At 38.2% G+C, this 19,402-nt stretch carries 19 protein-coding genes; 11 read left to right on the top strand and 8 right to left on the bottom strand.

Translation table 11 applies throughout. From position 1 onward, the window contains the following. The first annotated feature begins 74 nt into the window (after positions 1 to 74). From ACIQZ6_RS05455 to ACIQZ6_RS05470, 4 genes are all read left to right on the top strand, one after another. Positions 75 to 512 carry an HNH endonuclease gene (locus ACIQZ6_RS05455; RefSeq protein ID WP_395808982.1) on the top strand — a complete coding sequence of 146 codons (438 nt, stop codon included), beginning with the start codon at positions 75 to 77 and terminating at the stop codon, positions 510 to 512. Between the two features lie 32 nt (positions 513 to 544). Then, the gene (locus tag ACIQZ6_RS05460; protein WP_395808984.1) at positions 545 to 781 is read left to right on the top strand and encodes a hypothetical protein; all 237 of its coding nucleotides are present in this window, start codon (positions 545 to 547) and stop codon (positions 779 to 781) included. Between the two features lie 193 nt (positions 782 to 974). Continuing rightward, positions 975 to 1,199, top strand: coding sequence for a CDGSH iron-sulfur domain-containing protein (locus ACIQZ6_RS05465; protein ID WP_395808986.1), 225 nt, complete (start codon positions 975 to 977; stop codon positions 1,197 to 1,199). A gap of 71 nt (positions 1,200 to 1,270) precedes the next feature. Beyond that, positions 1,271 to 2,236 (top strand): isopenicillin N synthase family dioxygenase, encoded by a 966-nt coding sequence (locus tag ACIQZ6_RS05470; protein WP_395808988.1) that lies wholly within the window; start codon positions 1,271 to 1,273, stop codon positions 2,234 to 2,236. A gap of 1,133 nt (positions 2,237 to 3,369) precedes the next feature. Here the strand turns inward: ACIQZ6_RS05470 and ACIQZ6_RS05475 are convergent. Continuing rightward, the gene (locus ACIQZ6_RS05475; protein ID WP_395808990.1) at positions 3,370 to 4,137 is read right to left on the bottom strand and encodes a TatD family hydrolase; all 768 of its coding nucleotides are present in this window, start codon (positions 4,135 to 4,137) and stop codon (positions 3,370 to 3,372) included. 50 nt (positions 4,138 to 4,187) lie between these two features. After that, positions 4,188 to 5,603 carry a pseudouridine synthase gene (locus tag ACIQZ6_RS05480; RefSeq protein WP_395808992.1) on the bottom strand — a complete coding sequence of 472 codons (1,416 nt, stop codon included), beginning with the start codon at positions 5,601 to 5,603 and terminating at the stop codon, positions 4,188 to 4,190. Between the two features lie 217 nt (positions 5,604 to 5,820). Between ACIQZ6_RS05480 and ACIQZ6_RS05485 the strand changes: the two genes are divergently transcribed. The 3 genes from ACIQZ6_RS05485 (at position 5,821) to ACIQZ6_RS05495 (ending at position 12,352) form a co-directional block, all read left to right on the top strand. After that, entirely contained in the window at positions 5,821 to 6,642 is an 822-nt protein-coding gene (locus ACIQZ6_RS05485) for a lytic transglycosylase domain-containing protein (protein ID WP_395808994.1), read from the top strand. Positions 6,643 to 6,916: 274 nt separating this feature from the next. Beyond that, positions 6,917 to 9,775, top strand: coding sequence for an excinuclease ABC subunit UvrA (uvrA, locus tag ACIQZ6_RS05490; RefSeq protein WP_395808996.1), 2,859 nt, complete (start codon positions 6,917 to 6,919; stop codon positions 9,773 to 9,775). Between the two features lie 126 nt (positions 9,776 to 9,901). Beyond that, positions 9,902 to 12,352: a carboxypeptidase-like regulatory domain-containing protein gene (locus tag ACIQZ6_RS05495; RefSeq protein WP_395808998.1), complete on the top strand. Its 2,451-nt coding sequence runs from the start codon at positions 9,902 to 9,904 to the stop codon at positions 12,350 to 12,352. Between the two features lie 207 nt (positions 12,353 to 12,559). On the opposite strand, the gene lipA is transcribed toward ACIQZ6_RS05495, so the two are convergent. After that, positions 12,560 to 13,438: a lipoyl synthase gene (gene lipA, locus ACIQZ6_RS05500; protein WP_395809000.1), complete on the bottom strand. Its 879-nt coding sequence runs from the start codon at positions 13,436 to 13,438 to the stop codon at positions 12,560 to 12,562. A gap of 157 nt (positions 13,439 to 13,595) precedes the next feature. Here lipA and ACIQZ6_RS05505 point away from each other — a divergent pair, with 157 nt between their 5' ends. Further along, entirely contained in the window at positions 13,596 to 14,006 is a 411-nt protein-coding gene (locus ACIQZ6_RS05505; RefSeq protein WP_395809002.1) for an OsmC family protein, read from the top strand. Between the two features lie 22 nt (positions 14,007 to 14,028). Here ACIQZ6_RS05505 and ytxJ read toward each other — a convergent pair whose 3' ends face one another. The 3 genes from ytxJ to ACIQZ6_RS05520 form a co-directional block, all read right to left on the bottom strand. Continuing rightward, a complete protein-coding gene (ytxJ, locus tag ACIQZ6_RS05510; RefSeq protein WP_395809004.1) occupies positions 14,029 to 14,367 on the bottom strand; it encodes a bacillithiol system redox-active protein YtxJ in 339 nt (112 codons plus the stop codon). Positions 14,368 to 14,624: 257 nt separating this feature from the next. Beyond that, a complete protein-coding gene (ribH, locus tag ACIQZ6_RS05515; protein ID WP_395809006.1) occupies positions 14,625 to 15,119 on the bottom strand; it encodes a 6,7-dimethyl-8-ribityllumazine synthase in 495 nt (164 codons plus the stop codon). A 62-nt stretch (positions 15,120 to 15,181) separates the two neighbouring features. After that, positions 15,182 to 15,862, bottom strand: a complete 681-nt coding sequence (locus tag ACIQZ6_RS05520; RefSeq protein ID WP_395809008.1) for a tetratricopeptide repeat protein — start codon at positions 15,860 to 15,862, stop codon at positions 15,182 to 15,184. A 302-nt stretch (positions 15,863 to 16,164) separates the two neighbouring features. Between ACIQZ6_RS05520 and recF the strand changes: the two genes are divergently transcribed. Next, positions 16,165 to 17,265 (top strand): DNA replication/repair protein RecF, encoded by a 1,101-nt coding sequence (recF, locus tag ACIQZ6_RS05525; protein WP_395809010.1) that lies wholly within the window; start codon positions 16,165 to 16,167, stop codon positions 17,263 to 17,265. A 33-nt stretch (positions 17,266 to 17,298) separates the two neighbouring features. Beyond that, positions 17,299 to 17,589 (top strand): DUF721 domain-containing protein, encoded by a 291-nt coding sequence (locus ACIQZ6_RS05530; RefSeq protein ID WP_306549897.1) that lies wholly within the window; start codon positions 17,299 to 17,301, stop codon positions 17,587 to 17,589. A 1-nt stretch (position 17,590) separates the two neighbouring features. Here ACIQZ6_RS05530 and ACIQZ6_RS05535 read toward each other — a convergent pair whose 3' ends face one another. Together ACIQZ6_RS05535 and ACIQZ6_RS05540 are read right to left on the bottom strand one after the other, a co-directional pair. Next, positions 17,591 to 17,782: a hypothetical protein gene (locus ACIQZ6_RS05535; protein WP_395809012.1), complete on the bottom strand. Its 192-nt coding sequence runs from the start codon at positions 17,780 to 17,782 to the stop codon at positions 17,591 to 17,593. A gap of 67 nt (positions 17,783 to 17,849) precedes the next feature. Next, positions 17,850 to 18,269, bottom strand: a complete 420-nt coding sequence (locus tag ACIQZ6_RS05540) for a nucleoside-diphosphate kinase (RefSeq protein ID WP_395809014.1) — start codon at positions 18,267 to 18,269, stop codon at positions 17,850 to 17,852. Positions 18,270 to 18,387: 118 nt separating this feature from the next. Between ACIQZ6_RS05540 and ACIQZ6_RS05545 the strand changes: the two genes are divergently transcribed. Beyond that, entirely contained in the window at positions 18,388 to 19,398 is a 1,011-nt protein-coding gene (locus ACIQZ6_RS05545; RefSeq protein ID WP_395809016.1) for a bifunctional oligoribonuclease/PAP phosphatase NrnA, read from the top strand. The last annotated feature ends 4 nt before the right edge of the window (positions 19,399 to 19,402 follow it).

Here is a 19,402-nt window from a genome sequence, read left to right on the forward strand (position 1 = left end):
CAAGAGTAAAATAGTTGCCTGGGTATTAATATTTCACTAATCTTTTCATACAAGCTATTATCCCCAAAATAAATATGAAAAAATTATGCCTAATACTGTTCCTGCTTTTATTCAGTATTTGTTCTTTTGCCCAGAGCCGTTATGTTTCAGTTACCACAAAAAAGATAGTTTATGCCAGAGATGGAGGTTCATGTCGTTGCTGTGGAAGTTCCTTAAACTTAGAATATGATCATATTACCCCATTTTCTTGCGGTGGTGGTAATGATGTTTCAAATATTCAGTTGCTTTGCAAAAGATGCAATCGAAGTAAATCAAATAGTTGTACTTGCAAAATACATAATAGAATTGTGGGTGTTAATTGTTGTGATAGTAGCGTATCTAGAACTGGATCATCTGCATCAACAAGCAGGAAATCAACAAGCACTGCATCGCAATGTACTGGAACAACAAAAAAAGGTGCAAGATGTAGAAATAGAACAAACAGTGCTAATGGCCGTTGTTATTTACATTAATAATTGATAAACAAATAAAGAAAAAAATAGATATGGATTTATTGTTTGCAATAGACATTGATAAAGAAGAAATTATAGTTTCAGAATCTCCTAAGGGCACTAATCGTATTGATTTTGTTGAACGAATAAAACGGCAAGAAAATGACATGCTATTCCATGCTGTACTAACTTTAACAAGCATTTCGAAATCACCTGATTTTGATGTTAAGATTTTTAAAGCAATGGATAAAGTTTGCCAAATGCTCTATAACAAACATAAAGGCAATTAATTATCCATTTATTTAAGGGCAATGTTTTCTTTGTTAGATCCTACTACTTGCTGTTTAACCAGGCAGTAATAAGACAGATTGTGCTGGTTATGCTAGCTTGAGAACAATACCAATGCAATGAGTATTAATTTTCTTTAGTTTAGATATGCCTTCTGTCAATCGTTTTTTTTAGCTTTAAAAAAATAAACAGATTATGTCAAAGACAAAACTTACCATTAATAATAACGGTTCTGTAAAGATAGAGGGCGATTTTGAGATCGTTGACAGGAACGGAAACGCATACGGACTTCAGGGAAGAACCATACTTTCAATTTGCCGCTGCGGATTATCAAAGAATAAGCCATTTTGCGATGGCGCTCATAATGGTCACTTTGAGCATGAAGCCATCGCATTTGATCTTCCTCCAAAGAAAGTTTAATACGCTAGACCCTATATTATAGCATATTAACATTTGATTGTATATTCGCTTCCTATACTAATACCTTAACTATGTCTGCTGAAGTAAATATTCCCCGTCTTGATTTAAACGATTATATCAAGGGCACCGCTGAACAGAAAAAGAGATTTTCTGATGATATTGGCAGAGCGTTTAATGAAACAGGTTTTGTAACCATCGCCAATCATGGAATGACTAGAGAGCTCATGGATGAGCTTTATGCTGAGGTGAAGCGGTTTTTTAGCATGACTGAAGAGCAAAAACTAAAATATGAAATAGCCGGCCTTGCTGGTCAGCGTGGGTATACAAGTAAGGGAAGAGAGAAGGCAAAAGATTCTAAAACTCCTGATCTTAAAGAATTTTGGCAAAGCGGACAAGTAGTTACTGACGGTGATCCAATAAAAAGCGAATACCCTGATAATGTTTTGGTAGATGAGTTACCGGCATTCAATCAAATAACCCGCGAAGTTTATCAGCGTTTAGAGGATGCGGGTAAACATTTATTGCATGCTATTTCAATATATCTTAATCTTCCAGAAAACTATTTCGATGATAAAGTGCACAACGGTAATTCTATTTTACGTGCCATACATTATTTCCCGATTGTAGATCCAGATAGTTTGCCTGATGATGCCGTTCGTGCAGGTGCACATGAGGATATCAACCTCATTACCCTGTTGATTGGTGCTAGTGCCGACGGGCTTGAAGTTTTAACGCGCGAAGGTAAATGGTATGCAGTTAAACCGAACGCAGAAGATATTGTTGTGAATGTGGGCGATATGCTGCAACGTTTAACCAATAATAAACTTAAATCTACTACACATCGAGTGGTAAACCCACCTCGTGAACTTATGAAACATTCCCGCTTCTCTGTTCCATTCTTTTTGCATCCTAAAGGTGAAATGGATCTAACTACTTTAGCTTCATGTATTGACGAAAAGCACCCTAAATTGTATACAAACATCACTGCAGGCGAATATCTGGATGAACGTTTAAGAGAAATTGGGCTGAAAATGTAAAAAGTAGGAGTGCTTGGTGAACAACACTTAGTACAGGAAAATTTATTCAATCTCAAACAAATCATCCATTCACTGAACCCCCGTTCACCTCTCTTCCGCATTGACTGGTGCGGCACGCAACAATTAGCCAACCCACCGTCTTTAATAGCAGCAGGCGCAGCGGTAGCGTTTATTCGGTGTAGTTTATTGTTTTTTAAAGGCACTCAACTCCAGGAACAGGAAAACTCATATCAATCTCAAACAAATCGTCCATTCACTGAACCTCCGTTCACTTCTCTTCCGCATTGACTGGTGCGGCAATTACAGTCTTAGCCTTCGCAGAACCTTTCATAGCAGCAGGCGCAGCGGTAGCGTTTATTCGGTGTAGTTTATTGTTTTTTAAAGGCCCTCATGGTCTCGTCGTGCCGTCTCGGCTTGGTCCTTTTTTGCTACAGAAAAAGGACTAAGCCCCCGCGGCTATGAGCGGAGTGAAATTATGAATGAAAGCTAGCTAACTCCAATTACAGGAAAACTTATATCAATCTTAAACAAATCGTCCAATCACTGAACCTCCGTTCACCTCTCTTCCGCATTGACTGGTGCGGCAATTACTTAATTAGCCAACCCACTGACTTTCATAGCAGCAGGCGCAGCGGTGGGATTTTTGGTACTTTTTTCCTACAGAAAAAGGACTAGGCCCCCGCGGCTATGAGCGGAATGAAATCATGAATGCTTGGTGGGTACCACCAAGCACAAGGGAAATTAAGCATGTCGTATTTGATTTTTTAAATCGTTATGCACGTGTCATCCTGAACAAAGTGAAGGAACTTAGCTGCTACGAAAGCAAAATTATACTAAGAACTACGAAGGTCCCTCACCAGCTGAAGGCCAGGTTTCGGGATGACATTAGATTTTGATTGAAAGTTATTTTTAAAAATCGCTACGCACCTGTCATACCTATCGCCAGGCAGGCGCAGCGGTAGCATTTATTCGGTGTAGTTTATTGTTTTTTAAAGGCCCTCATGGTCTCGTCGTACCGTCTCGGCTTGGTCCTTTTTTGCTACAGAAAAAGGTAAAGCCCCCGCGGCTATGAGCGGAATGAAATTATAAAATGCTTGGTGGGTACCACCAAGCAAAACCAAACCCAATAAAATCTAAACCCCAAACACCATTCTGGAATTCCGCGTTGTAACTTCAGCAATCTGCTCCAAACTAACCTGCTTCAAATCAGCCAATTTTTGCGCAATATAAACCAGATAGCTACTTTCATTCGGTTTTCCCCGAAAGGGAACAGGCGTTAGGTATGGAGAATCGGTTTCAAGAACGAGATGCTCCAATGAAACATCCTGTACCACTTTATCCAAACCAGAGTTTTTATAAGTAAGCACTCCGCCAATTCCCAAATAAAATCCAAGACCAATTACTTTATTTGCCTGTTCTATAGTGCCTGAGAAGCAATGAAAAATTCCCCTGAGCTTATCATCTTTCAATTCGTTCAGAATTTCAAAGATCTCATCAAAAGCTTCACGGCAATGTATCACAATGGGCAGACCTAAATTCTTTGCCCAATTGATTTGGATCCGGAAAGCTTCCTGCTGTATACTTAATGTCGATTTATCCCAATGAAGATCAATACCTATCTCACCTATTGCATAGATCTTTCGTTGAGCAATTTCCTTGCTGATACTATCTAGCTCTTCTTTATAGTTCGCCTTTACATCGCAGGGATGAAGTCCGAGCATCGGAAAACAATGGTCGGGATATAGTTCTGATAAACCAAAAACTAAAGGAATAGATTCAGAATCTACATTAGGAAGAAACAGCCTGAAAACCTTATTATCAAGGCTTCTTTGCATCAGATCGGACAATTTTTCTGGATCTGTTTCGTAATATAAATGAGTGTGCGTGTCGGTTAAGATCATGGTACAAAATTAACAAAAATGCCTTCAGGTTTAGCTGAAGGCATGCAATCTTATTTGATCAGGTGTTTAAGCTGAATAATTTCTTTTTCCTCTAGGTATCTCCATCTTCCTCTTGGAAGATCCTTTTTGGTCAAGTGTGAATACACCACGCGGTCAAGCTTCACAACCTCATAACCAAGACTTTCGAAGATCCTGCGTACCACTCTATTTTTCCCACTATGGATCTGAATCCCAACCTCTTTCTTACTTCCTCCAGCCACATAACTTACCTGATCAGGCTTAATCAATCCGTCTTCCAGTTCAACACCAAATGCAATCTTATTCATATCACCTTGCGATAAACTCTTATTTAGTTCAACCTGATAAAGTTTAGTGATGTTATTTCGGGGATGAGATAATTTCTCAGCAAGGTCGCCATCATTGGTCATCAAGAGCAAACCGGTTGTATTGCGGTCTAGTCGCCCTACAGGATAAATCCGTTCACGGGATGCTTTTTCAACCAAACTCATCACTGTTTTACGCTCTTGCGGATCGTCTGTGGTCGTGATATAATCCTTAGGTTTATTTAATAATACATAAACATTTCTTTCACGCTTCAACGACTCACCATTATAGCGAACAGAATCTTTTGCAGGATCTACCTTAAATCCAAGTTCAGTTACGGGCTCGCCATTTACAGAAACCACTCCTGCCGCAATCAACTCATCGGCTTTACGCCTGGAGCAGATGCCTGCATTTGCAATGAAACGGTTTAAGCGAATAAGGCCGTCATCTTCCTTAAGTGGTGTCGGTTTTTTGCTGCGTTTATTTACAAAACGTTCTTCGGAGCTCCATTTTTGATCATCTGATCTTACTTTAGAACGATCAGATGAAGAATATTCTTCTTTAACCCTTGACTTGAAAGGCTTATCGTTAAATCTCTTTGTCGGAGCCTTTTTATCTGAGTATTTATTTTCGCGGGCTGCGAATGGCCTGCCACCTTGTGGCTTATCGCCCTGTGGTTTTTCAGTGTAAGATTTGTCGCCGAATGGTCTTTTCTCACCAGAAGGTCTGTTACCATATGGCTTGTCACCCTGCGGTTTGTCACCAAATGGCCTTTTCTCTCGTGATGGTCTGCTAGCGAATGGTTTGTCACTTTGTGGTTTGTCGCCGTATGACTTTTCGCCTAAAGGCTTTCTGTTATATGAACGCTCTCCTGAAGGTCTTTCTTCAGCCCCAGCAGATCGGCCAAAGCTTTTCGGACTTCTTTTCTCGGAAGAGAAATTTGATCCTGATTTATCATCCGACTTTTTAAAACCGCTTTTAAACGATTTTTTTGAATCATCCGAAAACAATTTCTTTTTTGTGTGGTTTGTACTTTCAGTTCGGTCAGATTTAAAAGAATTACTTTTTGCAGACGAACCAGAAGTGCGTTTTGATTTTTCGGATTTGTCGTCCCGACTGTTCCTGTTGTTTTTGAATGGCATGATAAACTTTTAATCCCTTTTAAAGAGGACCACAAATCTAATCAAAAATACCGAACCAGAGCTGGAAAATCGAGAAATACGCCTGAAAACATAGCCCAAGAATTTTTATTTAAAAATAGGTAGTTGACACGGGACATTCCATAACCGTTTGATAATTAGATATATATTTGTATCTTTGTTAAAATTTTACCATTTGGAATTAAAAAAAGAGGCTAAAATGATAAGGAAACACATCACAATGTGTTCTGGAATCTTTGGCTTACTACTAACCGCTAGGTTGTTTATTTTTAGTACACCTGTTGAGTTTGATACCTTCTTAAATTATCGTTTAGAGCCTCAAAAAAGCATAAATACGGTCGAACCTTACTTTGATACCTTAAGCTTCGCAAACGAGAATGTACCGCTCGGAGACCAAAGAATTGACTCCAGAATGAACGCCTCACTTCGTGCTCATTCATACCAAAAATTACAAACTTCGAAACTTCATAATCAAGCAGAAAAATGGTTTCCTATCATTGAGCCTATTTTGAAAAAATACGGTGTACCTGCTGATTTTAAATACATGCCCTTAGTTGAAAGCGGACTAAAGTCTGGTACCTCACCAAAGGGAGCCTCTGGTTACTGGCAATTTATGCCTGAAACTGCCCGCGATTTTGGTTTACGTGTTAATTCTGAAATGGATGAGCGCCATAATATGCAAAGGTCAACCGTTGCAGCTGCGAAATATTTAAAATCATTGTATCATGAATTTGGAAGCTGGACCTTAGCTGCAGCCGCCTATAACATAGGTGAGGGAGGTTTAAGGAAACAGATTAATAGACAAAATCAAGACAACTATTTTAAAATGAGGCTGAACAGAGAAACAGCATCCTACGTTTACAAACTGATCTCTATGAAAGAGATTATTGAAAATCCTTCCCGCCATGGTTACACCAGCAGAGCAAGCAGGCTCTTGGCAAAAAATGTGACCTATCAGGAAGAGCATTTTCCATTTGAACCTCAAAATAGTTATAAGACGCCGCAAATTTTTAAAAACTAACAATTATAAACTGGACAGAAAAGGGCTGAATGATTCGGCCCTTTTCTGTTTTAAAACGAATTGATTGGCTAATCTTCTAGAAGATCGAAAAATTAATTTTGTAAGTCATCTCACTAAAAATAAAATGACTGACAAATTTATTTTTATGACGCCTATGTAAATTTGTAAGACTTATCCTAATAAGCAGCAAATCTCCATTCATTTGTGACTCTTAAAAAATAATCCCTACCTGAAAAAATCGCATATTTGCAAAAATTCAGAGCGCTAATAATTTATGAACAAATCTAATCCCGATCTTGGCGAGCAAAGTGAAGTAGAAGTATTTGGTGCCAGGGTTCATAATTTAAAAAATATTGATGTTTCCTTCCCTCGAAATAAACTGGTTGTTATAACCGGATTAAGCGGGAGCGGGAAATCATCATTGGCATTCGATACCATATACGCCGAAGGACAGCGCCGGTATATGGAAACTTTCAGCGCCTATTCTCGTCAGTTTCTGGGTGGAATGGAACGTCCAGATGTAGATAAAATCTCTGGATTAAGTCCGGTGATTGCGATTGAACAAAAAACGACCAGTAAAAATCCTCGCTCAACGGTAGGAACCATTACAGAGATCTATGATTTTATGCGCCTACTTTATGCGCGTACAGGCGAAGCCTATTCCTATGTCAATGGACTTAAAATGGAACGCATGACCGAGGACCAGATCCTGAAAAGCATTCTCGAAAAATTTGAAGGTCAAGCGGTAAACATTCTTGCTCCGGTAGTAAAAGGGCGAAAAGGACATTACCGTGAGCTATTTGAACAGATACGTAAACAGGGTTATCTCAAAGTTAGGGTTGACGGAGAAATTTTAGACCTATCGCCTAAAATGCAACTCGACCGCTATAAAATCCATGATATTGAGATGGTTATTGACAGATTACTGGTCAGCACCGAAGATAAAAAGCGGCTTTATGACTCCATCCAGTCGGCATTGAAGGTCTCTAAAGGGATCATCAAGATCAGCGATAAAGAAAACAAGGAATTTTTCTACAGTAAATATTTGATGGATCCTGTTTCAGGGATATCCTATGATGAGCCTCAGCCCAATACATTTTCATTTAATTCGCCTTATGGTGCTTGTGAACGATGCAGCGGACTAGGTTATATTTTTGAAGTAGATCGTCATTCAGTTATCCCAAACCCAAAGCTCAGCATCATGCAGGGAGGTTTGGCACCTCTGGGTGAATACCGTGAAACCTGGGTTTTTCAGATTCTGAAGGCACTAGCTAAAAAATATAATTTCTTACTCTCCACCCCACTAGAAAAAATTCCTGAAGAGCTTATTGAGGTAATTTTAAATGGATCGGAAGATATCATTAGTGTTCCTGTGGAGTACAATAAATGGAATGTACAGAACTATCAGATTTCTTTTGATGGTATCATTAAGATGCTAGAAGAACAGACCGAGCGTCGTGGCGATGATGTTGGTGAAGATCTAGAGAATTTTAGAGTTCTGAAAACTTGCCCGGAATGTTTTGGCGCACGCCTTAAAAAGGAATCACTGCACATTAAGGTTGACGAGAAAAATATTTACGAGCTTGCCTGCATGGATATTGCCAGCCTGAGCAAGTGGTTTGAAGGGCTAGAAAGCCGATTAACAGAGCGGCAAAATACCATAGCCAGAGAAATTTTAAAAGAGATACGCTCCAGAATTGGATTCCTACTAGATGTTGGGCTGAATTACCTTACCCTAGACCGTACCGCCAAAACATTATCTGGCGGTGAAGCACAGCGAATTCGTTTGGCAACACAGATTGGATCGCAATTAGTAAATGTTCTTTATATCCTAGATGAACCCAGTATCGGATTGCATCAACGGGATAATGCCCGATTGATCTCTGCATTAAAAAATCTGCGCGATATCGGAAATACGGTACTCGTTGTGGAGCATGATAAAGATATGATCATGAACGCTGATCATGTGATTGACATGGGCCCAGCAGCGGGTGAGCATGGTGGCGAAGTTGTTGGGCAAGGCACTCCTGAAGAATTTTCAAAAGCTCAAACCTTAACCAACGACTATATCAGCGGAAGGAAAGCAATAGCCATACCTGCTGCTAGAAGAAAAGGTAATGGAAAATCGCTCATCCTGAAAAATGCAAGTGGCAATAACCTTCGTGATGTTTCTGTTGAATTTCCATTGGGAAAACTGATCTGCGTGAGCGGAGTTTCAGGAAGTGGCAAATCTACCCTGATCGCCGAAACACTCTACCCTATTCTTAACCATCACTTTTTTAGAGCTAAGAAAAAGCCAATGCCCTATAAAAAAATTGAAGGGCTTGAGCATATCGATAAGGTCATAGAAATTGACCAAACCCCCATCGGACGTACTCCTAGATCTAATCCATCAACTTATACCGGTGTTTTTTCAGATATCCGAAACCTCTATGTTATGCTTCCGGAGGCAAAGATCAGAGGTTACAAACCCGGTAGATTTTCATTCAATGTGAAAGGCGGGCGCTGCGAAACATGCCAGGGTGCGGGCATGAAGCTCATCGAAATGAATTTTCTTCCAGATGTACAAGTTCCATGCGAAGAATGTAGTGGCAAGCGATATAACCGTGAGACGCTCGAAGTTCGCTACCGCGGAAAATCAATCAGTGATGTATTAGACATGAGTATTGAAGAGGCTGTGGCATTCTTTGAACCTATCCCTGCAATTTACCGTAAAATCAAAACCTTGCAGGAAGTCGGGCTGGGTTATATTCGCCTCGGACAATCATCTACTACTTTATCAGGAGGCGAAGCGCAACGGGTTAAACTTGCCACAGAACTTTCTAAAAAAGATACCGGTAACACGTTTTACATATTGGATGAGCCAACCACAGGACTCCATTTTGAAGATATCAATGTACTATTAGGCGTATTGAACAGGTTAGTTGACCATGGAAATACCATTCTGGTAATTGAGCATAACCTGGATGTGGTCAAAGTTTCTGATTGGGTGATTGACCTTGGCCCAGAAGGCGGTTCAGGGGGTGGGCAGATCTTATTTGAAGGTACACCAGAAGAGCTGATTAAAGTTAAGGATAGCCATACGGGACGGTTTTTGGAAATGGAGTTGCGTACTGGATCAAGCACTAAATAACCAATAGAATTAAGACATACGCAACACACCTGCGCCAGTACTGTCATTATTTAGCCTTAGATTAATTTATATAAAATAGGACTATATTTGTCTAAATACTTAAAAATAGGACTATATTATTCTAATATGAAATTTTTTTTTCTTTTAGCACTTTCCATTATAATTTTCTCGCAAAGCGCATTTTCTCAAACTAATGGCAGCATTGCGGGTAAAGTAATTGATAAATCAACCCAAAAACCTTTATTTAATGTAAATATAGCCTTGGAAGGTACAAACAAGGTAGCAATGGCTGATACAAACGGAATATTCAAGATATCAGGTATTACATTAAGAACTTATAATATAATTTTTACTTCTATTGGGTATAAAACTGAAACACTTTACAATATTGCTATAAATGCAGGAAACGAAAATTACGTAACCATAGAATTAGAACCCACAACGAGTGCATTAACAGAGGTGGTATTTAAATCAAATAAACGCACCGTTGTAGCTGCAACTTTAGAAACACCTTTAAGTGTGCAGCGATTAACAACTGAAGAGATTAAAGCCAATCCAGGGGGCAATTTTGATATTAGCAAAGTTATTCAGTCTTTGCCCGGTGTGGGTGGCGGAGTTGGCGGTGGTGGCTTTAGAAATGATATCATTATTCGAGGCGGTGGCCCCGGTGAAAATGTTTTTTATTTAGATGGAATTGAGGTTCCTGTAATTAATCATTTTCAAACTCAAGGAAGTTCAGGTGGTCCGCAGGGAATATTAAATGTATCATTTATTGAAGATGTAAAATTAAATTCAAGTGCATTTGATGCCAGATATGATAATGCATTGAGTTCTGTATTTCAGTTCAAGCAAAAGAATGGGAATCCAAATAATTTTCAAGGAAACGTAAGGCTAAGTGCCAGCGAATTAGCTACAACTTTTGAAGGGCCACTTTCTAAAAACAAAAAAACAACATTCTTGGCTTCGGCAAGGCGTTCGTATTTACAATTACTTTTCTCTCTAATTGATTTACCAATACGTCCTAATTATTGGGATTTTCAAACAAAAATCACTCATCAATTTGATAAAAAAACGACCCTGTCGTTCATTGGTATTGGAGCAATTGATGAATTTGAATTTGCAGAAATAAAGAGCGCAAGTCCTGAAAAATTGTACATAATAAATTCTAATCCATTTATATTTCAAAATACTTATACTTCAGGATTTACTTTAAAGAGGTTACTCAATAATGGTTTTCTCAATATAGCTGTAAGTCGGAATTGGTTTAATAATGATATTAAACAATATGAGGATAACAAACTACAATTACCATCTCAACGAATACTATCTATAAACTCAACCGAAGCTGAAAATAAACTACGCGTTGATGTAAACAAAACTTATAATGGCTGGAAGATTGCCTACGGTGGAATGTTGCAGTTAGCAGAATACGACAACAATACCTATACAGTTTTAAGAAAAGAGATTAAAGACAGCAAGGGGGCACTAATACAACCTAATGTTTCCATCAATTTCGAAAGCCCGTTGAATAACTTTTTAAAATATGGCGCATTTTTACAAGTAGGTAAGCGCCTTTTTGATAACCGCTTAGGCGTAAGTGGAGGTTTGCGTGCCGATATGAACAGCTTTACGACCGACGGAAATAATCCCTTGAAAACACTTTCGCCACGAATTTCATTGAGCTATGTATTGGCAAACGAATGGACGGCAAATGCCTCAATAGGTAGCTATTATAAAATAGCACCTTACACTATTTTAGGTTTTGCAGATAATAATAATAATCTGTTGAATAAAAACAGCAAGTACCTAAAGAGCGACCATTACGTAACAGGAATTGAATATTTACCGAATGATGGACTTCGGTTCACCTTAGAAGGCTTTTATAAAAAATACAATAATGTCCCTGTTTCTGTACGCAATGGAATTTCATTAGCCAATCTTGGTAGTGATTTTAATGTATTGGGTAACGAAGCTGTAATTACAAACGGAAAAGGTAATACTTATGGCTTTGAAGTATTTGCACAAAAGAAACTGACAGACCAATTTTTTGGTCTGTTATCCTATACCTTATACAGAAGTAAATACAGCGGAGCAAACAATGTATTGATACCCAGCAGTTGGGATAATGAACAATTATTGAGTGTTACTCTTGGCTATAAATTTCAACGCAATTGGGAATTGGGTTTAAAATTCCGTTACCAGGGTGGGGCCCCGTACACACCATATAATGAATCCGAATCAAGAATAAATTATTTATCTCAAGGACAAGGAATATTTGATTTCACAAAATTGAACACACTTCGATTAGGTGGCTATAATGGCAGTGATATTCGTATAGACAAGAAATGGAATTTCAAGAAAACCACTATTGATTTGTTTTTAGATGTAAACAATTGGTATGCTGCAAAAAGCGTTGCAGTACCAACATACACGTTTAAAAGAACTGCAGACAATAATGCATTTGCTACAACTGATGGTTCATTGATTAAAGCAGATGGTAGTAATGCAATACCAACTTTATTAAAAAATGATGAAGCCCAGTTTACACCTACCATCGGATTTATTGTTGAGTTTTAATGGGTTCAGGTGATGCAATAATACAAGAGATTTTCTAAGCCCTAAAGATTATCATTTCTCGGCATCTTAAAGAATTTGATCGTCTTTTTGGCCCATCCAAATTCTGGTAGGATCAGGTAAATCTGGCTCTAAAAAAAGCATAAGAATTGAAGCTTTTTATCCTCCTAAAAAATAAATATACCGGTATTTTTGAACCGCAATTAGAAATTAAAACTCGAACAAGTGCTTTTCTGCATGATAAGAAGAACGCACCAATGGCCCGCTTTCAACATATTTAAAACCCATCTCCAATCCGATACGCTTATACTTCTCAAACTGCTCTGGAGTGATCCAATCAATAACAGGATGGTGACTCCGTGATGGCTGCAGGTATTGCCCTAAAGTTAAGATATGAACACCAACTGCAAGTAAATCAGCCATTGCTTCAAGAACATCTTCTTCCGTTTCTCCCAATCCAAGCATAATGCCTGATTTTGTTCTTAAACCGGCTTCATTGATTCTGCGAAGACATTCCAAACTACGGTCATATTTTGCCTGAATACGCACTTCTTTTGTTAAACGACGAACAGTCTCCAAATTATGCGAAACCACTTCAGGACGTGTAGCCAACAGGCGATCAAGATTATCCCAAATGCCCCTAAAATCAGGAATAAGAGTCTCTAAAGTAGTATCGGGACTTTCTCTTCTGATCGTATTGATGGTCTCAGCCCAGATAGTAGAACCACCATCTTTCAGATCATCGCGATCAACAGAAGTGATCACGCAATGTTTAACCTGCATTAACTTTACCGAATTGGCAACACGGTTAGGCTCATCGGTATCTACCGCTAAGGGCCTGCCGGTTGCAACAGCACAAAAAGAACATGAACGGGTACAAATATTCCCAAGTATCATAAATGTAGCTGTTCCTGCCCCCCAGCACTCACCCATATTAGGGCAATTGCCACTCTCACAAATGGTATGTAGTTTATGGGTATCTACCAGGCTGCGAACATGAGCGTACTCTTTTCCAACTGGAAGTTTAACACGAAGCCAGTTTGGCTTGCGCTGCATTTGATTAACTGGGATAACCGGTAATTCGATCATGAAGCAAAAGTAAAGAATTTTGGTAAGATTTGAGTGTCAAATACACCGTTCTAATTTTTTGACATTGGAGTGTTATTATGCCAGTGGATCTTGAAAATGATTGCTATACACTCAAAATTTTTTATTTTTGACCATACACTCATTTACGATCTGCAAAATGGCAACAATTGAAACTACCTACCTGGGCGAGCTTAGAACTGAAGCAACGCATGTTTTATCCGGTAATGAACTAATTACTGATGCACCACTTGATAATCAGGGTAAGGGAGCAGCATTTTCACCAACCGACCTCATGTCGGCATCATTAGGAAGCTGTATGTTTACGATTATGGGAATTGCAGCCAGAGAACATGGAATTGAAATTGACGGTAGCACCTGCTCAATCACAAAAATTATGGCTGCTGAGCCAAGAAGAGTGAGTGAAATTCAAATCAGCTTCAACTTTCCCGATATCAGATATACCGAAAAGCAACAAGTAATTTTAGAAAGAGCGGCAAGAAATTGCCCGGTTGCAAAGAGCCTCCACCCTGATCTTATTCAAAACATCAGCTTTAATTTTCAGGATTAAATAGCCAAAAGCGCATTGTTTTTTACGCCTGATAGGCCATCTGTTCTGCAAGCTCTTCTGCAGAAATCTCTCCATGCGAAGTTTCGTAAACACATTCGCCATTTTTTATTAAAAGAAGTTGAGGAGATTCATGATGCACACTGAATTTCTGTGCAATAGTATTAGACACTTCCCTGTTACTGATAAGGTCAAGAAAGTATATTGAAGTTTCGGCAGGAATTGCATCCCAATCATGCTCAAACTTCTTTTTTGCCATCAAACTGACAGAGCAACGCGTACTATGCTTGAAAATTACGCTAAAGCCATCAGCTTGACCTATGTTTTCTAATTGCTCGAGATTAGTTAATGGAATCCAGTTCATGATCAAACACCTTTTTAAGAAAAAACAAAAGTATTAAAAGAGGATGACTGGCTGGTCAAATTCCAGTCAAATTGAATTAATGAAAAATGCAGGATTAACGTCTTGGCTTTGGATAAGTTCCATAAGCAGGGCATAGTTTTGAGGAACATGCCTGTAATACTGTTGTGGCTATAAATAAGGCTATCATGCCGATAACTACTTTTTTCATTTTTACTTTTTTTTAAAATTATTGAAATAAGTCCACTAATCAAAATATTTTAAACATCCAGTGAAGGCTTAATTCCAGCCATCATTATTGCAGTGACTGCAGCTTCTTCACCCTTATTACCATGCTTACCACCTGCTCTATCAAGAGCCTGCTGCAAAGTATCAGTTGTTAATACGCCAAAGATCACCGGTTTATTGTGTTTGATCGAAACTTTTGTCACTCCATTGGCAACAGCATTGCAAATAAAGCCAAAATGAGGGGTTTCTCCCTGTATCACACATCCAAGACAAATAACAGCATCCAGGTTTTTAGAGCCAAGTAAAATGTCAGCACCCGAAGTCAGCTCAAAGCTTCCGGGAACCTTTATGGTCATAATGTTTTGTTCCAGAGCACCATGCTTCAAGAGAGATGTATAAGCACCTTCATATAATGCTCCTGTTACCGTAGCATTCCATTGAGAAACAATAATCCCAAATCTGTATGACTCTGCTGATGGAACATCAATATGAGAGAAATCTGATAAACTCTTTAGGATTGTAGCCATGGCTGAAAATAATAAATGGCTGTTACCTAATTATCTAGTAACAGCCATTTGAGGAAATATTTTTATTGTTGTGCTTCTGCACGTGCAATGTAGGTATCGATAGAAGATGCTTCAACGCTTTCAGGAAAATCAGTTCTGATCGTGTTGTAGGCATCAGCAGCAGATTTAAAATCTTTCTGCTCCTCGTAAACTAAACCTAGTTTTTTAAGGAATAGCGGGCTTGTAAATGAATTTTTACTCTTATCGGCAGCTTTCTTGTAAAAAGTTATTGCCTTTGAATAATCTTTAAGTTCACTATACGCATCACCTAACATTCCAAGAACTAATGGATCAATGATTGGACTTCCAGTACTACTGTATTTACCCAATGCATCAGTTGCTTTTTGAAACTCACCTTTCTGTAAGTATAAGCCACCCAAATATGCATTTGCAAGATTAGCAGATTTTGTATTTGAATACTCCTCTACAATCTTTTCAAAGCCAGGATAGGAACCATCGCCTGAAATAGCTCTGTCTTTTAGCGAGTCGGTAGCTAAATATTCTTCTGCTTTAAACATTTCATTAGCTGCTTTCTCTGCGCGTGGAGCAAGATAGAAATTCTGGTAACCAAAGTATAAAAGCACTAAAGCTATGATGGCACCTCCAATTACGGCTAAGCTCTTTGCATTTTCCTGTACAAACTTGCCTGTATTTCCAAGCTCATTGCCTGTTTCTGTTACGATATCTTTTTGATCTTTTGACATTGGTATTTTAAAAATTGTAAACCTTCTCACTTAAACAATCCCGCAAAAATACATTTTTCAGACTAAGTATCAACTTTTAAATCAGAGAGATTGATTTTTTTTAATAAAGATACAGCTAAATATGGCTATGATAATTTTGAGATCTTTTAAAATGCATTGATTTTTGTGTATATACGTTTGTATGTGGCATTTATTGTTCAAAAAACATTTCTATTTTGCTGAACTAAAAAACATTCAGTTTTACGAACTTAAAGAAACGAAAAGAGTAAATTTGCTAATTAGCGTTCAGTATAGGCATGAATATGTGGCTCCAAAAATTATCCGTAATAAATTTCAAAAATTATTCTGAAGCTGAATTAGTGTTCTCGGATACAGTCAATGCCTTTACAGGAAATAATGGTGCCGGGAAAACCAATATCCTTGATGCTATCCATTACCTCTCTCTTTGCAAAAGTTATTTCAATCCCATTGACAGCCAACAAATTCGTCAGGGCGAAGATCTTTTTATGATTCAAGGAACATTTGAAAAAGACCAGAATGATGAAGTGATCTTTTGCGGATTAAAGCGTACTCAAAAGAAGAAATTCAAACGCAATAAAAAGGAGTATCTACGCCTGGCCGATCATATCGGTATTTTCCCATTGGTCATGATCTCTCCAAATGATATCAGTCTGATTATAGAGGGTAGCGAAGAAAGAAGAAAATTTATTGACAATGTAATTTCCCAAACTGATAGCCAATATCTAGATGAATTGATCAGCTATAATAAAAGCCTGATGAACAGAAATGCCCTCTTAAGGCAGATCGGCATTTCAGGGAAATATGATCCAGCATTGATGGAAATCTATGATGATCAGCTCATACTTTCAGGAAATAAAATCTTCGAAAAGCGAAAGGCCTTTATGATTGAATTTACTGAAATCTTCAACAAACATTATCAATACCTGAGTGAAGATGCTGAGCAAGTGGAATTGGTATACGATTCACCTTTACTTTTGAATAACTTTTCTGACATCTTGAAAAAGAATCTGGAGCGCGATCGTATTCTGGAACGAACTTCAAGTGGAATACATAAAGATGAATTGAATTTCACCATACATGGAATGGTATTGAAAAAATTCGGATCACAGGGACAGCAAAAATCTTTCTTGATTGCACTAAAACTTGCACAATATACATTTCTATTCAGGCAGAAAGGCTTCGAACCGTTGTTGCTACTAGATGATATCTTCGACAAGCTAGATGATGCCCGAACAACCAAGTTGATGAAAATGGTATCCGATAAAGACTTTGGACAAATTTTTATTACAGACACCAGCAGAAAAAGAATTGAAGCTATTTTCAGTGAACTGGATGTTCCGGTCAGTATTTTTGATATTGAAAAGGGTACTATTGTTGTTTAACATCGTTGAAAACCAAAATAAGTGATAAAAAACATGGGGCGCACAAACGATAGATCATTAAAGGATGCAATAGAGCAGATGCTTCAGGTTTACAAACTGAGACGGAAGTTTGATGAAACCTCATTGATCGTAGCCTGGCCAGAAATGATGGGCAAAGCTGTTGCAAACCGAACCAAAGATATTTTTATACGCGACCGTAAATTATTTATCAGAATGGAGTCTGCGGTAATTAAAAATGAATTGATGATGATGCGCTCAAACATCATTGAAAAAATGAATGAACATGCAGGAACCAGTATTATCGATGAGATAATATTCCTGTAAACTAGTTCACCCGTTCGCTATAGTTCTTTACCAAGAGATAGTATAGAACGGTAATAAAGAAGGCAATTGAAAATGCCTTCAATACAAATAAATAATCAATAGTACGATCCCAGCCTCCAAAATAGGAAACCGCACCAGGAACGATGAGCATTACCAGAAAAAAGATCAGATAACGGGTTTGTAATATCTTCATTTATTTGTAAAAAAGATCGCCCTGAACAAGCGTAAAAAGCTCATTTCAGGACGATTTTAAGGTTCTTTTAGAAACGCTCAAATGCAGTGAAGAAAAAGCTTCCTTCTATCTGCGCATTTTCATCCGAATCAGATCCGTGTATTGCATTCGCATCAATTGATTTTGCATATTTATTACGAATGGTTCCAGCTTCTGCCTTTGTAGGATCAGTAGCTCCAATCAGTTTACGAAAATCTTCAACTGCATTGTCTTTTTCAAGAATAGCAGCTACAATCGGGCCTGAAGACATGAAGTCGACTAGCGCATTGTAAAAAGGACGCTCACTGTGTACAGCATAAAACTGTCCTGCAGTATCCTTGCTCAAACGAGTGTATTTTAAGGCTATAACTTTAAATCCGCCCTTAATAATATCATCTAAAATAGCTCCGGTGTGGCCATTGGCTACAGCATCGGGCTTAATCATTGTAAAAGTTCTGTTCGTTGCCATCTTATTATTTGAAAATTGGTGCAAAAATACAGCTAATAAATCAAAGCTTAAAGGATTTTAAAAAATCAGCCTGAGTAAATCAGTATTTTTAATAGATTTGCATTCCTTTTGACCATACATGTTGGAAATAGCCCATTTAAAAGAGTTTTTAATCGAACCTAAGCGTATTGTTATCACCACTCATCCTAAACCGGATGGTGATGCAATGGGATCTTCATTGGGTTTATATACTTATTTGGTTCAAAAAGGTCATCAGGTACAGGTGATTACCCCTACCGATTACCCAAGTTTTTTACAGTGGATGCCAAACAATGCTGAGGTGATCATTTTTACTGAGAAGCAGGAAGAATCAAAACAATATGTAGCCGATGCAGACTTAATTTTCTGCCTAGATTTCAATGCACTTGTTCGGATTAATGAATTAGGTATTTATGTTCGTGAATCCAAGGCAAAAAAAGTTTTGATCGATCATCATTTGGAACCTGAGGGATTCGAAGATTATCGTCTTTGGACTACTAGTGCCTGTGCAACCGCACAATTGGTCTATGAATTCATTGTAAACATTATGGGCGACAAACATCTCTTAACTAAAGATGTTGCCAGCTGCTTATATACCGGAATCATGACAGATACTGGATCGTTCCGTTTCCGCTCAACTACCTCCAATGTGCACCATATTGTAGCTAACCTGATTGATTGCGGTGCTGATAATACACTGATCCATCAATTAGTATACGATGATTTCTCATTAAACAGACTTCGTTTTCTGGGAAATTGCCTTTTGAATAAACTGGAGGTCTTACCAGAATATAACACTGCAATAATTGTAATCACTGCTCAGGAGCTAGATCAATTTAAGATCTCAACAGGCGATACTGAAGGCATTGTCAATTATGCACTTTCAATTAGTGGAATTCGCCTGGCAGTATTGATTATTGAACGCCCAGATGTTGTAAAATTATCCTTACGTTCGGTCGGAGATTTTTCTGCAAATGAAATTTGCAAAAAGTATTTCAATGGGGGAGGGCATAAAAATGCATCTGGTGGATTTTCAACCGATAGCATAGATAGGGTAAGAGAAAAGTTTAATGTTATATTGCCGGAATACAAATCACTTTTATTAATATAGTACT

The sequence above is a fragment of the Daejeonella sp. genome, from assembly GCF_044348475.1.
Classification (GTDB): Bacteria; Bacteroidota; Bacteroidia; order Sphingobacteriales; family Sphingobacteriaceae; genus Daejeonella.

What these genes read in the sequence shown, in the direction of transcription:
- ACIQZ6_RS05455 (WP_395808982.1), top strand. Translation starts at nt 75, where the DNA reads ATGAAAAAATTATGCCTAATACTGTTCCTGCTTTTATTCAGTATTTGT.
- ACIQZ6_RS05460 (WP_395808984.1), top strand. Translation starts at nt 545, where the DNA reads ATGGATTTATTGTTTGCAATAGACATTGATAAAGAAGAAATTATAGTT.
- ACIQZ6_RS05465 (WP_395808986.1), top strand. Translation starts at nt 975, where the DNA reads ATGTCAAAGACAAAACTTACCATTAATAATAACGGTTCTGTAAAGATA.
- ACIQZ6_RS05470 (WP_395808988.1), top strand. Translation starts at nt 1,271, where the DNA reads ATGTCTGCTGAAGTAAATATTCCCCGTCTTGATTTAAACGATTATATC.
- ACIQZ6_RS05475 (WP_395808990.1), bottom strand. Translation starts at nt 4,137, where the DNA reads ATGATCTTAACCGACACGCACACTCATTTATATTACGAAACAGATCCA.
- ACIQZ6_RS05480 (WP_395808992.1), bottom strand. Translation starts at nt 5,603, where the DNA reads ATGCCATTCAAAAACAACAGGAACAGTCGGGACGACAAATCCGAAAAA.
- ACIQZ6_RS05485 (WP_395808994.1), top strand. Translation starts at nt 5,821, where the DNA reads ATGATAAGGAAACACATCACAATGTGTTCTGGAATCTTTGGCTTACTA.
- uvrA (WP_395808996.1), top strand. Translation starts at nt 6,917, where the DNA reads ATGAACAAATCTAATCCCGATCTTGGCGAGCAAAGTGAAGTAGAAGTA.
- ACIQZ6_RS05495 (WP_395808998.1), top strand. Translation starts at nt 9,902, where the DNA reads ATGAAATTTTTTTTTCTTTTAGCACTTTCCATTATAATTTTCTCGCAA.
- lipA (WP_395809000.1), bottom strand. Translation starts at nt 13,438, where the DNA reads ATGATCGAATTACCGGTTATCCCAGTTAATCAAATGCAGCGCAAGCCA.
- ACIQZ6_RS05505 (WP_395809002.1), top strand. Translation starts at nt 13,596, where the DNA reads ATGGCAACAATTGAAACTACCTACCTGGGCGAGCTTAGAACTGAAGCA.
- ytxJ (WP_395809004.1), bottom strand. Translation starts at nt 14,367, where the DNA reads ATGAACTGGATTCCATTAACTAATCTCGAGCAATTAGAAAACATAGGT.
- ribH (WP_395809006.1), bottom strand. Translation starts at nt 15,119, where the DNA reads ATGGCTACAATCCTAAAGAGTTTATCAGATTTCTCTCATATTGATGTT.
- ACIQZ6_RS05520 (WP_395809008.1), bottom strand. Translation starts at nt 15,862, where the DNA reads ATGTCAAAAGATCAAAAAGATATCGTAACAGAAACAGGCAATGAGCTT.
- recF (WP_395809010.1), top strand. Translation starts at nt 16,165, where the DNA reads ATGTGGCTCCAAAAATTATCCGTAATAAATTTCAAAAATTATTCTGAA.
- ACIQZ6_RS05530 (WP_306549897.1), top strand. Translation starts at nt 17,299, where the DNA reads ATGGGGCGCACAAACGATAGATCATTAAAGGATGCAATAGAGCAGATG.
- ACIQZ6_RS05535 (WP_395809012.1), bottom strand. Translation starts at nt 17,782, where the DNA reads ATGAAGATATTACAAACCCGTTATCTGATCTTTTTTCTGGTAATGCTC.
- ACIQZ6_RS05540 (WP_395809014.1), bottom strand. Translation starts at nt 18,269, where the DNA reads ATGGCAACGAACAGAACTTTTACAATGATTAAGCCCGATGCTGTAGCC.
- ACIQZ6_RS05545 (WP_395809016.1), top strand. Translation starts at nt 18,388, where the DNA reads ATGTTGGAAATAGCCCATTTAAAAGAGTTTTTAATCGAACCTAAGCGT.